The following is a 12,569-nucleotide window of genomic DNA, read 5'->3' as shown; positions in this document are numbered from 1 at the left end:
GATTACTTGATGTACTTGCTGATAAGGATTCCCAATCGGTCTCGCGTGGCCTTGGGAATGCTTTCGCGGTGAGTCCAGATGGAGGATTCCAGCGCGTTGTGGCATTCGCACGGCGGCACGCTGCGGTGCGCCATCGCGCCGAGTGCGGATCGGATCAATGCGATGCATCGCGCCGTCGCTTCTTCGACATTGTGCAGTATCTCCTGGATCAGCGCCGTCTTGCTCACGTTCGGATCGTGCGGCCGCCAGCAGTCGTAGTCGGTCGGCAGCGCGATCAGGGCGTAGCACATCTCCGCTTCGCGCGCGAGCTTCGCCTCGGGCATGCAGGTCATGCCGATGAGGTCGCCGCCCCACGACCGGTGCATGCGGCTTTCGGCGACGGTCGAGAACGCCGGCCCCTCCATGCAGACATACGTGCCGCCGTCATGCACCGTGACATCGGCGTCGTTGGCGGATTCAAGAATCACCTTGCGCAGCCGCGGGCAGAACGGTTCGGAGAAATCGACGTGCGACACAAGTCCCGGTTGATCGAAAAATGTCGACGCGCGGCGACTCGTGCGGTCGATGACCTGATCGACGACGACCAGATCGCGCGGGCGGATTTCCTCGCGCAGGCTGCCAGTCGCCCCGCTCGCGATGATGTGCGTAACGCCGACGGACTTGAGCGCGTAAAGATTGGCGCGATAGGGAACTGCCGTCGGCGAAAAAACATGCCCGGGGCCGTGTCGCGCGAGGAAGGCGATCTCGGCTCCCTCCCACTGCCCCCGAACAATCGGTCCGCTCGGCTTGCCGAAAGGAGTTTCCAGGTGAATCGCCTCGCCACGCACGTCGGCCTCCAGCGCTTTGCCCAGCCCCGTACCCCCAATCAGGCCGATAATCGGTTTTGACATCATGCGCACCCGTATCCTGGCATCGAGCAGCGGACATCGCATCCGCAACCATGTCAATATCCGGGGTGTGGCGCGCGGCGTCAAATCCGCGGGCCGATGCTGACGCCGCGCCGCGATTCAGCGTAAACTAGTGCGGGGTTGACTGTGGGCGGTGCAACCGGGTTGGAGCGGTGATGGCGCATCCACGCGAGACGTTCAGTTCGCAGGAATTGGCCGTCGTCCTTAGCAATTACGATCTGGGCATCGTGCTGAACGTGACGGATTTTCCGCGCGGTTCGCACGCGGCGGCCAAGGCCGTGGTGCACACCGATCGCGGGCGATACCTGCTCAAACGCCGCCCGCGGGCAGAAAAGGACCTGTACCGTGTTGCCTTTTCGCACGAATTGCAGGCCTACCTGGCGAGCAAGAACTTCCCCCTGCCGCATCTCATCGGCACGCGCAAGGATAACGTGTCGATGCTGAAGGTGGGCGAGTCCATTTATGAGGTTTTCGAATTCATCGAGGGCGGACCCTATGACGGCCAGCCCGGCTCGACCTACGAAGCCGGAAAAATCCTGGGCCTGTATCACAAGCTGGTTCACGAATTCGAATCGCAGTACGAGCCGCCGCGCGGGCATTACCACGATGCGAAGACGGTCTATGACGCGTTCAGCCGTGTCGAAGAAATTGTGATGAAGTCACCCACGGCAAAAGGCCGCGGGCCGGAAGTCACGCGCACGATTCTGGAGTTGAGCCAGGCCTACGCCTCGGCGGCGCAATTTGTAAACGATCTGGGACTGAACCAGTGGGAATTGCAGATCGTCCATTCCGATTGGCATCCCGGGAACATGATCTTTCGCGATGGACATGTGGTGGCGGTGATCGATTACGACGCGGCGCGGATTCGGCCGCGCGTCACCGACGTGGCGAACGGCTGCCTTCAGTTTTCGCTGATTACTGGCGGTCGGGATTTAACGACCTGGGTGGATCGCGCGGATGACGATCGAGCGCGGCGGTTTCTCTCGGGGTACGACGAGATCAACGTCCTGTCGCAAGCCGAATTGAAAGCCACCCCCTACCTCATGCAGGAAGCGCTGATCGCGCAAGCGATTCCGCCGATCTTGAAGACCGGAACGTTCGCCGGGCTGGATGCTTTTGCATTTCTGGGGGTCATGTTGCGCAAGGTGCGATGGCTTCGGTCTCATGCGGATCGCATTGCGCTCGACTCGTCCGCGACCTAGCATTGGCGCGAGGTACAACGCGGTCCGAAACTGGACGCCGCTCGCCGCGCATGGTAAACATCCGGCATGGCTACCGTCACCGTTCGATTCTTTGGACCGGCACGCACCCTGACCGACCGGGACGCCGAGTCCATGGTCCTGACCCCTGGCGAAACCGTCGGCTCGCTTGCCGGCAGACTTGCGGCGCAGTTCCCCATGCTTGGGCAGGCGGTCGGCCTGCGCCTCGCCGTGAATCGTCAATACGTTGCATTGGATCACATCCTGAAAGACGGCGATGAAATCGCGGTCATTCCACCCGTCTCGGGCGGCGCTCCGCGCGAGCCAGTGCGCTTGGTTCATGGGCCGCTGGATGGTGCGGCGATTCTTTCGGACCACGCACCCGGCGGTGCCGGCGCGGCGTGCCTGTTCGTCGGAATCGTGCGGCCCGAGGAGCGCGAAGGTCAATCGCTCGCGGCGCTGGAATACTCGGCGTACGAGGAAATGGCCATCGAACAGATGAAAGCCGTGCGCCAGCGTGCGATCGCAAAGTTTGAGCTGATCGAGGCTGTGATGGTCCACCGGCTTGGGCGTGTCGAGCTGGGCGAAGCGTCGATTCTCGTGGCGACGTGGTCGGTGCATCGCCCGGAGTCCTTCGAGGGCTGCCGTTGGATCGTCGACGCAGTCAAAGTGGATGTGCCCATCTGGAAGAAAGACCTCTGGGGCGATGGATCGGCGTCGTGGGTGGAGCCGCAGGCATGAATCGGTGGTTCCAGGCATTGGCGTGTGCGGCGGCGGGAATCTGGCTGGGTGGCATGATCCTGATGGCCATCGTGGCCCAAACAACGTTTTCGGTGATTCGCACGACGGACGTTGAACGGCCCAACGCGGTCGCCGGGCGCGTGATGGCGACGAACTTCAAGCGGTTCGACGTCGTGCAGATCGTGTGCGCCGCAACCGTAGCCGCGTGGGCGATGAGCCGGTTATTGCGTCGAACGCGACGGCGGCGCGATGGAATCCGGGCGGGGCTGGTGATCGCAGCGTGTGGAATTCTGGCGTACAACGCCGGCGTCATGACGCCACGCATTGAATCCATGCAGGGCGACGTGGCCGGCGCCGATGCGGATGCAAGGGTCAAAGCTGCGTTTGATTCCTACCACGCAACGGCGGTGCGGCTGGCACAGGCGAACCTGATGCTCGTGCTCGCGCTAACACTGGAAATCGCCGCGTTCCGGGGCGGCCGGGAACCACAAACATGAAATCGCCCAGAATCAAGGAATCGCCGCAGGCCCGAAAGAAGCGCGCGACGGAAATCACCCACCGCCTGCACAAGTTGTACCCCGAAGCGGACTGCGCGCTGGAGCATGACAGCGCGCTGAAACTCCTCATTGCAACGATCCTCTCCGCGCAATGCACCGATGAACGTGTCAACATGGTGACACCGGTGCTGTTTGCGCGCTATCCGACGGCGCGTGACCTGGCCGCCGCGAACCAGGCCGATGTCGAAGCGATTATTCGCTCGACAGGATTCTTCCGCAACAAAGCGAAGAACATCATCGGCGCGGCCCGCGTGATCTGCGAGCGATTCGCAGGGGAAGTGCCGGCAACGATGGACGAGTTGCTGACGCTGCCGGGCGTCGCGCGAAAAACCGCCAACGTCCTTCTCGGCACGTGGTTCAAGAAAAACGAAGGCGTCGTCGTCGATACGCACATCGGACGATTGGCTCACCGGCTTGGCCTCTCCTGGCGATCGCGCGATGACAAGGACGCCGTGAAAATCGAGCAGGACTTGATGGAGGTTCTGCCGCGCAAGGAGTGGACCTTTGTCGGCCACGCACTGATCTGGCACGGCCGCAAGGTGTGCGCCGCCCGCAAACCGGACTGCGAGCAATGCACCCTGGCCGATGTCTGTCCGTCAGCCTTTTCATTCGACGCCCGCGCGCGCGACAAGACCTCTCGAACGAAAACGGGAAAGCCCGCGAGTCAACGCGGCGTCTCCAGGAAACGTGCCGCGAACGTCACACGGAAGCCGCTCCGGGCGCGTACCAGTGGTAAAGCATCAGGTAAACAAGCACGCCGGTAATCGACACGTAGAGCCAGATCGGAAAAGTCCAGCGCGCGATGCGACGATGCCGCTCCACATCGCCGCGCAATCCACGTCGCAGCGTGATGATCGCCAGGACGGGCACCGCGGCCGCCAGCACGACGTGCGATATGAGCATCCCGTAATAGACCGTCGCGGCCGCGCCCTCCCCTGCGAACTTCGTATGCCCGACGCCCTCCTTCGCCTGCCGCGCGGTGTGATACGTCAGATAGCAGACGAGAAAGAGCACGCTCGTGCAAAACGTCGCGATCATGCAGACGCTATGGGCGGCGATGCGCTTGCGGCGAATCAACACGAACCCGGTGATCAGCAGAATCGTCGCCAGCGCGTTCAACGACGCGTTGACATGCGGCAAGACATGAATGCTCACCGGCCCCCCTCACGAATCAACGATTGAATGTCGGCAAGCAGGCGATTCAATTCATCCTTCGGCATCCCAGCATCGGGATCGACGTGCACCAGATCATCCTCCTCTTCGGCCGACAGCGCGCGATAATAACCGCGAATGCGACCGGCTCGATCGATCAACACGAATCGTGAGGAATGCAACGGACCTTCGCCCGACGTCCCTTCTTCGACGGCCAGCTTGAAGCCATCCAGCGCAAGGCTGCGTATGGCTTTCTCATCACCGGTGAGGAATTGCCATCGCGTCGGGGAAGCGCTGTGTTTGGCGGCGTAGTCGCGAAGCACGGCCGGCGTGTCGCGTTGCGGATCGACGCTGATGGAGACGCACATCACTTTTTCCATGCGATCGCGCAGAAGGATATCCTGCAATTGGCGCATGCGATGGGTCATGATCGGGCACGGCCCGCCGCAATAGGTGAAGATGAAATCAGCCACCCAGACCTTGCCGCGAAGATCCTTCAGCGAAAGCGGATGACCGCTCCGTTCAATCAGTGTGAATTCGGGCAGTTCGGCCAGGATCGGCAGGCGCGACGGCTCGCCCAGCGCCAACCCCATGCCGCGCCGGGCGCGATCGACGCGTGTGAACTGGAGATACGCCACGGCCCCGACGCCAATCAATGAAATCGCCATCAACAGCCAGAACCGACGCGAGGGCGGCGTGTCGTGGACGGATTGCATCGGCGTCGGCGTTGTCGTATCGGAGTTCATGGCCAAGTTGCTCGTCAAGTCACGGCCGCGGCGGAATCGCGGGACACGGCCCGCGTAAACAGGTGAAACATGATAGCCGCAAAAGCAGCGCAAATCGCCAGGGACATGCTGATACCGCCGGGCGGCGCGGCGTGCGGTGCGTCGCTGCCCAGATACAGACTCGCTCGTAACAATCCGACGCAATAACTCAACGGATTGGCCGCCATGGTCGCGCGCAGCCAGGTCGCTGAACCGCCGGCGGGGAAGAATCCGCCCGACAGCACGAGCATGGGCATGAGCAACAGATTCATCACGGCATGGAAGCCTTGCGTCGATTCCATGCGCCAAGCCAGCCACGCGCCGAAGCTCGTCAGCGCGAACGCCACGAGCGTCAACGCTGCCAGCGTCAGGACGACGCGCGGCGCATTGAGCGCGATCCCAGCCATCGGAGCCAGCGCGAGAAACAGGGCAGCCTGCCCCACCGCCAGCGTGACGCCGCCGGAAACTTTGCCAAGTGCGATGGCATGGCGGGGCGCAGGCGACACGATGACCCCCTGCATGAAGCCCGCCTGGCGATCCTCAATGATGGAGAAAGTCGAAAAGATTGCCGTGAACATGAGAATCGTCAGCAAGGCCGCAGGAAACGAAAACTCCAGATACGTCATCGAATCGACACCCGGGACGGACAGGCTCCGGCCCAGGCCCGCACCGAGGATAATCCAGAAGACCAGCGGCGTCCCCAGTGCGCCGATCACACGGCTGCGCTGGCGCAGAAATCGAATTACTTCCCGCCGCCACAGCGCGACCCAGGCGAGCAGAAACGACTCTCTGTGCATCGCCGTTGCGTCAACCATGTGCCAACTCCGGCTCGGTCGCTTCTCGCTGAAACGGACGACCGGTTTCGTGAATGAACACATCCTCCAACGTCGCCGGACCAAGGGTGATCGAGCGCGCGCTGCCGCCGCAGACCCGCGCAATCTCGCCGAGGATCGCAGCTCCATCGGCACACTCGATCCGGAGACAATGACCGATGATGATCGGCTTGATCTGGAGCCGCTCGCGAAGAGCACTTCCCAGCTGCGCCGCGTCGTCGGCATCGATGGTGATGCAGACGTTGCCGACGCGCTGCTTCAGCTCACGCGGCGATCCCAGCGCCACGATTCGACCGCGATCGAGAATCGCGAGACGGTCGCACCGATCACCTTCATCAAGATGGTGCGTCGTCAGCACCACCGCTGTCCCGCTTTGCTCTCGAACCCGATCGAGGTAAGGCCACATCTCGCGCCGCGCCGATGGATCCAGACCCGTGCTGGGTTCATCGAGCAGCAAGACGGCCGGCGCATGCAGGAGGCACTTCGCGATTTCCACGCGCCGCCGAAGTCCGCCCGAGAGCGATTTGACGAGATCGCCGGCACGATCGCGCACACCGAACCACTCCATGCACGCGTCGATGCGAGATTCCAGTTGCGATCTGCTCATTCCATACAATCGGCCCGCACAGCGAAGATTCTCACGACCCGTCAAATGCAAATCCAGGCTCGGCGACTGGAAGACGACGCCGATCTGTCTGCGAACGAGGGCTCGATCGGTTGCGACATCGTGTCCGCAGACCGATGCACGGCCGCTCCGAGGGGGCAGCAGCGTCGAGAGGATTCGAAAAAGCGTGCTTTTTCCGCTGCCGTTGGGGCCGAGCAATCCGAAGCATTCACCGGGTTGAACCGTCAGCGACACGCCGGCCAGCGCCTCGCGCTCGCCGTATCGAAAGGACAGGTTTTCAACCTGAACAGCCGGAATCACGTCGTTCGGTACATCAGGAGCAGCAGCATGACTGCCGGGAGATAGACTACTGTCGCCAACAACATCCGCCGCGCGGTAACGGCTGACAATTGATCGGCCATTTGCTTCGCCACGGCCAGCAGCGCCGCGCCCAGCGCGGCAGCGCCGATTGAAAACGCCGAGCCGGCGAACCCGGCCAGCGCGGGCGCAAGGCTGACGGCGATCAACAACACCGTGTAAGCAAGGGTCTGACGGCGCGTGGCGCGACCGGTCGGATCGACCACGGACAACATGCGGAATCCGCCCCTTGCGTAATCCTCACGATACATCCAGGCAATGGCGAAGAAATGCGGCAACTGCCAGACGAACACGATGCCGAACAGCATCACGGCCAGTGCATCAATGCGCCCGGTCGCGGCGGCGTAACCAATGACCGGAGGCAAAGCGCCCGGCACCGCACCAATTAGCGTGTTGTGCACGGTACGGCGCTTGAGCGGTGTGTAGACAAAGACATATAATAAAAACGTGACCGCGGCCAGTGCGGCCGCGAGCGGCGATGCAAGGAGCCAGAGATAGACCGTCCCTGCAACGCAGCACCACACGCCGAAGATGAATCCTTCCAACGCCGAGAGTCGTCCGCTGGGGATCGGCCGATTGCGCGTGCGATGCATCATCGCGTCGTAACGCCGCTCCCAGACCTGGTTCAAAGTGTTCGCGGCGATCGCGACCAAGCCGGTGCCGAGCAGCGTGTGAAGCAGGCGGACCGAGTCAATCGGTGAGTCCCCCGCCACGCAGTAACCGATTGCCGTCACCAGCAGCACCAGGATGCTGATGCGAAGCTTCGCCAATTCGCAGAAGTCCGCCGCGCGCCGGCGAAGCAGCGAGCCCAGCGACGCATCCACCGGCACGGCCGCCGCCGACCCCCCGCCGGAATGGTCGGGATGCTTGAGCACCTTTTTCATGAACGCACCCCTGCGACGGCAACCGACGTGCGCAATGGTTCATTGCGCCGCGCGATGCAATGCGGCACAACTTGCAGCAATCGGCGGCTCCATAGCATCAGGATCAAAGTCGTCGCCAGCGTCGCGGCACCAACCGCCACATGTGCCGTGGCCAGCAGTGGATGGCGGCCTGACCAGATCGTCATCGCGCCCAGCGCAACTTGAACCAACAACAATAGGGGCATCGCGATTGCCGGCCGAACGAGCGGAACAACGCCACGGTGGCGGCGCCAAGCGATGACGGAGGCCGCAGTCAGCAGCAACGTCACAAGCAACGCGCCGACCCGATGAGACAGGTTCCAAACGATCTGTGATTTCGTAACGGCCGGTAACTGGTAATTCCAGATGCGCGTTTCGTTGTAAGCAGCGATGCTGGCGTCATCCAGTGAGGGCAGCACGCGACCGTAGGCGAGCGGAAAGTCGGGAACAGCCAGCCCGCTCTGTGTATGGCGCATGATCGCCCCGATCACAAGCTGAAAGAACACCACCGCGACGCACACGACAGTCAATCGCGGAAGCGGCCAGGAGGGCGACGTGTTCACCCGGACCAAACGACCCGTCGTCACCTTGCTCGCATCGTCCTCAAGCCATCGGCGCGAGGTGAATACCGACAGTGCCGTGATGACGCACAGAAACGCTTGCGCGAGGCAGCCATGAAACACCGAGATCGGCGTCGGCAGGAGGAACTTCACCGTGAGGCCGCCGAGGATGCCCTGCACGATGACCAGCGCGAGCGCGAAATACGACAGCCGCCGAACCCAGCGACGCGCTTCACACCGGTGCATCCAGATCGCCAGCCCGATCGTGAGCAGGCCGACCGTCGAAGCAATCAGGCGGTGCGTGTGTTCGTAGAAAATCCCGCCGGTCCACTTCGAGGGCGGAAAGGTGAACATGTTGTAACCGTAGCTGGTCGGCCAATCGGGCACGGACAGGCCGCTGCCGGTGCTGGTGACCATGCCGCCTGCGGCGATCAGGCCGAGGACGCACAGCGCGAGCAGGACGCAATAGCGATGCAGGCCGCGGCGAAACGTCGCGGCGGATGGAGAGGCTGTTTGAGCCGGGGCGTGCGTCATGATGCGGCGCCCCCCGCGTGATCGTTCTGTGACAACTCCTGTATACGAAGCCGGCGAGCGCGCAAGGCCCACATCGTGCAGATGCCGGCCATGCCGATGAGCAGCCCGTAGGTCACAAAGACAAGTGTCAACACACCGGACTCGGCGCCCTTGACCAGTTGCGAATCGCGATTGCCCTGGCAGACGGCGCAGGCCATCGCCTCATTCGCCGAGCAGGCGATCAGGATGCCGCTAAGCATGGCCGTGAAACGCTTCATCGAACGCACCCACCCAATGCCTCACGCCGTTGTCATTCGGCGGATCTTTCGCAGGAACCAGCTTCCGTACACCGCCAGAAGCACTGCGCCGCAAAACGAGCCGGCAGCGAGATACAACGAGGTTTGCTCACCGGTCGACGAGTAATCGCGCACGCCCCACACGCCGACGCCCAGGCCGAGCACGAGGCATGCGATGATGAAAAACACATGAAACGCCGTCAGCGACATGGCTACCTCACCCTCACGTTGCCGGCCTCGGTAATCACGGGCAGCAACAGCAGCGCCACAAAAAACAGCGCGCAGATGCCAATAATCCAGAAGATCATGCCGCGCTCGGAGATCAGGTGCATGAAATAGCACGCCACGAGCGACGCCTTCACCGAAGCGACGACCAGCGCGACGATGATCGCCTGCGTCGTCGTCAGAAAGTGAAGCTCGGCCACCCCGACGGTCACGCCCGTCAGCACCAGCAGCGCGAGGAACACGCCGAGGTACACGCGAACGTGTTTTTGGATTTCTTCTACGGACGAGCCGCTCATGGGGCACTCCTAAAGCAGGTATAGAACCGGGAAGAGGAAGATCCAGACCAAGTCGACAAAGTGCCAATACAGACCGGTGCATTCAATTCGGTTGGTGAATTTCTCGGCGTTCCACTGCCATTGGCTCTTTCCGCGGACAATGAAATACAGAATCACCACCATGCCGCCGACAATGTGCAACCCGTGCAGGCCGGTCAGGGTGAAGTAAATGCCGAGGAAGTTGCTGTGCCGAGGGCCGAAGTTCGTCACGCGCACGATGTTGGATCGCGGAATGGTGATCGCCTCGGCGTGCGCCGCAGCCACGCCGTGTTCGCCCTTCTTGGCGTCGGGTGAAATCTTCACGTGGTCTTCGGTCTCTTCGGTGATGTGGCCGGTGACGCGCGTGATGCCCTCACCGTGAACCTCCACCGGCTCCACCGTCACGACCATGTGATGGTGGAACTTGTCCTTGTATTCAAAGTACTTCACGACGAGAAACGTGCCCGCCAGCAGGAACGTCACCGTCAGCCACGTCAGGCCTTTGGACAGATTGTGCATCTTGAGCTGCGCCCACGAAAGCACCATCGTTACCGAAGACGTAATCAGCACGACCGTGTTAAAACACGCCAGCCAGACGTTGAGGATCTCATCGCCCCGGTGCGGCCACGTGCCCTCGGGCGCGCCGACACGCAGCAGGACGTAGCTGCTGAACAACGCTCCGAACAGCATCACTTCGCTGGCGAGAAACAGCCACAGGCCGAACTTGCCGTTGTACATCCCGGTAACGGGATGGGCATCCATGTCATGAGGAATCGCGACTGCGGACAAGTTCAAGCCTCCAGCGCCACGTGTTGTGGACAGTAGTCGTTTTTCTTGCCGGGAACGCTGTACTCATACGGGCCGCAGTGAACGACCGGCACCGATTCGAAATTGCCGTGCGGCGGCGGCGAAGGCGCAGCCCACTCGAGCGTGGTCGCCTCCCACGGATTCGCCCCCACCTTCTTCCCGGCGACCATGCTCCAGAAGAAATTAATGATGAACGGCAATTGCGCCAGCCCCAGCATCCACGCGCCCCACGATGACATCGTCGTCAGGCCGTGTGCCAGCGAGCCGTGTAATTGCTCCGTCTGGTCGTATTGCCGGCGAAGCAGGCCGGCCATGCCCTGGAAGAACATGGGCATGAAGACCACGTTCATAAAAAGGAAGCTGGGCCAGAAGTGCAGCTTGCCGAGGAAATCGTTCATCCGTCGACCGGTCACCTTCGGGAACCAGTAGTAAATGCCGGCGAACATGGCAAAGATCGTTCCCGGCGCGACGACGTAATGGAAGTGTCCAATGACGTAATACGTGTCATGCAGGTGAATGTCCGACGCGGTCAATCCCAGCGGCAGGCCGGTCAATCCGCCAATGGCGAACATCGGCAGGAAGGCCAGCGCAAAGAGCATCGGCACCGTGAAGCGAATCGCCGCACCGTACAAACTCAATATCAGACAAGTCAAAATGACGACGGACGGCACGGAGATGATCATCGTCGTCGCCTGGAAGAACGTGCTCAAGGTCGTGCCCATGCCGGTCATGAACATGTGGTGCGCCCACACGATGAACGACATGAAGCCCAGGAACATGGCCGAATAGACAAGCGACCGATAGCCCCAGAGCGGCTTGCGCGTGTTGTTGGCTATGACTTCGGAGACGATACCCAGCGCGGGGAGGATCAGCACGTACACCTCCGGGTGCGCCAGGAACCAGAACAGGTGCTGCCAAAGCAGCGGGCTGCCGCCGCCGGCGATCTGGTTCTGCACGACGCCGCTGACGACCAGGCCCTCGGGCATGAAAAAGCTCGTGCCGGCCACGCGATCCATCAGTTGCAGGACGGCTGCGGCTTCCAGCGGCGGAAAAGCGAGCAGCAGCAGGAACGACGTGACCAGCTGCGCCCAGACAAAGAACGGCAGGCGCATGAAACTCAAGCCCTTCGCCCGCAACTGGACCGTCGTCACGATGAAGTTCACCGAGCCGAGCAGCGAGGACGTGATGAGGAACACCATGCCGAGCAGCCAGACCGTCTGCCCGTTGATGGCGATGACCGAGAGCGGCGCGTAGGACGTCCAGCCGTTGGCGGCGGCGCCCCCCTTCATGAAAAAGCTGGCGAGCATGATGATGCCGCCGGGAAGATAGACCCAGTAGCTGGCCATGTTCAGCCGAGGGAAGGCCATGTCGGGCGCGCCGATTTGCAGCGGCAGCACGTAGTTTCCGAACCCGCCGACGCCCAGTGGCACGATGGCGAGAAACACCATGATCGTGCCGTGCATGGCACCGAAGGCGTTGTAGCCGTCGCCGGAAAGAACGCCGTTGTCAGCGATCGCGCTGCTAAGAAACTTGCCGATGATCGGGATCGGCTGGCCGGGATAGGCGAGCTGCCAGCGCATCGCCATCATGAGGCTGAAGCCGAAAAAGAGAAACACGAGCGCGGTGACGGCGTACTGCACGCCGATGACCTTGTGGTCCACGGAGAAGATGTACTTCCGCCAGAAGGGCAGGTCGTGTTCGTGGTGACCGTGATGGTGGCCGCCGTGCGGCTCGCCCGGGACATGCGGCTTGCCGTGCGGACGGGCCGGGGCGGATGCGTGAGCGCTAGTTGCCATGGTCTGCAAGTCCTTGATTG

16 protein-coding genes are annotated in these 12,569 nt (G+C 62.1%); 4 read left to right on the top strand and 12 right to left on the bottom strand.

The genetic code is table 11. From position 1 onward, the window contains the following. Nucleotides 1–2 precede the first annotated feature (2 nt). Entirely contained in the window at nt 3–890 is an 888-nt protein-coding gene (mtnP, locus tag HRU71_00885) for an S-methyl-5'-thioadenosine phosphorylase (GenBank protein ID QOJ04880.1), read from the bottom strand. A gap of 173 nt (nt 891–1,063) precedes the next feature. On the opposite strand from mtnP, the gene HRU71_00880 reads away from it, so the two are divergent. From HRU71_00880 to nth, 4 genes are all read left to right on the top strand, one after another. Continuing rightward, nucleotides 1,064–2,110 carry a phosphotransferase gene (locus tag HRU71_00880; protein ID QOJ02128.1) on the top strand — a complete coding sequence of 349 codons (1,047 nt, stop codon included), beginning with the start codon at nt 1,064–1,066 and terminating at the stop codon, nt 2,108–2,110. Between the two features lie 66 nt (nt 2,111–2,176). Beyond that, nucleotides 2,177–2,848, top strand: coding sequence for a molybdenum cofactor biosynthesis protein MoaE (locus HRU71_00875; GenBank protein ID QOJ02127.1), 672 nt, complete (start codon nt 2,177–2,179; stop codon nt 2,846–2,848). Further along, on the top strand, nt 2,845–3,345 hold the full coding sequence (locus HRU71_00870) for a DUF4149 domain-containing protein (GenBank protein ID QOJ02126.1): 501 nt from the start codon (nt 2,845–2,847) through the stop codon (nt 3,343–3,345). The genes HRU71_00875 and HRU71_00870 overlap by 4 nt, the downstream gene beginning before the upstream one ends. Further along, on the top strand, nt 3,342–4,169 hold the full coding sequence (nth, locus tag HRU71_00865; protein QOJ02125.1) for an endonuclease III: 828 nt from the start codon (nt 3,342–3,344) through the stop codon (nt 4,167–4,169). Before HRU71_00870 ends, nth begins: the two co-directional genes overlap by 4 nt. On the opposite strand, the gene HRU71_00860 is transcribed toward nth, so the two are convergent. Genes HRU71_00860 through HRU71_00810 form a run of 11 tightly spaced genes read right to left on the bottom strand, consistent with a single transcriptional unit; the run spans nt 4,105 to nt 12,549 of the window. After that, the gene (locus tag HRU71_00860) at nt 4,105–4,560 is read right to left on the bottom strand and encodes a DUF420 domain-containing protein (protein ID QOJ02124.1); all 456 of its coding nucleotides are present in this window, start codon (nt 4,558–4,560) and stop codon (nt 4,105–4,107) included. The genes nth and HRU71_00860 overlap by 65 nt on opposite strands. Next, nucleotides 4,557–5,303 (bottom strand): SCO family protein, encoded by a 747-nt coding sequence (locus HRU71_00855; GenBank protein QOJ02123.1) that lies wholly within the window; start codon nt 5,301–5,303, stop codon nt 4,557–4,559. The genes HRU71_00860 and HRU71_00855 overlap by 4 nt, the downstream gene beginning before the upstream one ends. 14 nt (nt 5,304–5,317) lie before the next feature. Further along, nucleotides 5,318–6,136, bottom strand: coding sequence for an ABC transporter permease (locus HRU71_00850; GenBank protein ID QOJ02122.1), 819 nt, complete (start codon nt 6,134–6,136; stop codon nt 5,318–5,320). After that, nucleotides 6,129–7,079, bottom strand: a complete 951-nt coding sequence (locus tag HRU71_00845; protein QOJ02121.1) for an ABC transporter ATP-binding protein — start codon at nt 7,077–7,079, stop codon at nt 6,129–6,131. Before HRU71_00845 ends, HRU71_00850 begins: the two co-directional genes overlap by 8 nt. Beyond that, on the bottom strand, nt 7,076–8,020 hold the full coding sequence (gene cyoE / locus HRU71_00840; protein ID QOJ02120.1) for a protoheme IX farnesyltransferase: 945 nt from the start codon (nt 8,018–8,020) through the stop codon (nt 7,076–7,078). Before cyoE ends, HRU71_00845 begins: the two co-directional genes overlap by 4 nt. Then, on the bottom strand, nt 8,017–9,132 hold the full coding sequence (locus HRU71_00835) for a COX15/CtaA family protein (protein QOJ02119.1): 1,116 nt from the start codon (nt 9,130–9,132) through the stop codon (nt 8,017–8,019). The genes cyoE and HRU71_00835 overlap by 4 nt, the downstream gene beginning before the upstream one ends. Next, nucleotides 9,129–9,389 (bottom strand): hypothetical protein, encoded by a 261-nt coding sequence (locus HRU71_00830; GenBank protein ID QOJ02118.1) that lies wholly within the window; start codon nt 9,387–9,389, stop codon nt 9,129–9,131. Before HRU71_00830 ends, HRU71_00835 begins: the two co-directional genes overlap by 4 nt. 21 nt (nt 9,390–9,410) lie before the next feature. Then, nucleotides 9,411–9,617 carry an LPXTG cell wall anchor domain-containing protein gene (locus tag HRU71_00825; GenBank protein QOJ02117.1) on the bottom strand — a complete coding sequence of 69 codons (207 nt, stop codon included), beginning with the start codon at nt 9,615–9,617 and terminating at the stop codon, nt 9,411–9,413. 2 nt (nt 9,618–9,619) lie between these two features. Further along, on the bottom strand, nt 9,620–9,928 hold the full coding sequence (locus HRU71_00820) for a cytochrome C oxidase subunit IV family protein (GenBank protein QOJ02116.1): 309 nt from the start codon (nt 9,926–9,928) through the stop codon (nt 9,620–9,622). Between the two features lie 9 nt (nt 9,929–9,937). Beyond that, nucleotides 9,938–10,708, bottom strand: a complete 771-nt coding sequence (locus tag HRU71_00815) for a cytochrome c oxidase subunit 3 (GenBank protein ID QOJ04879.1) — start codon at nt 10,706–10,708, stop codon at nt 9,938–9,940. Nucleotides 10,709–10,737: 29 nt separating this feature from the next. Continuing rightward, nucleotides 10,738–12,549, bottom strand: a complete 1,812-nt coding sequence (locus tag HRU71_00810; protein ID QOJ02115.1) for a cbb3-type cytochrome c oxidase subunit I — start codon at nt 12,547–12,549, stop codon at nt 10,738–10,740. Nucleotides 12,550–12,569: the final 20 nt, after the last annotated feature.

The sequence above is a fragment of the Planctomycetia bacterium genome (genome assembly GCA_015200345.1).
GTDB lineage: Bacteria > Planctomycetota > Phycisphaerae > UBA1845 > UTPLA1 > PLA3.
Note: the sequence above shows the minus strand (reverse complement) of the source record. Positions and strands in the feature narration are given on the sequence as shown.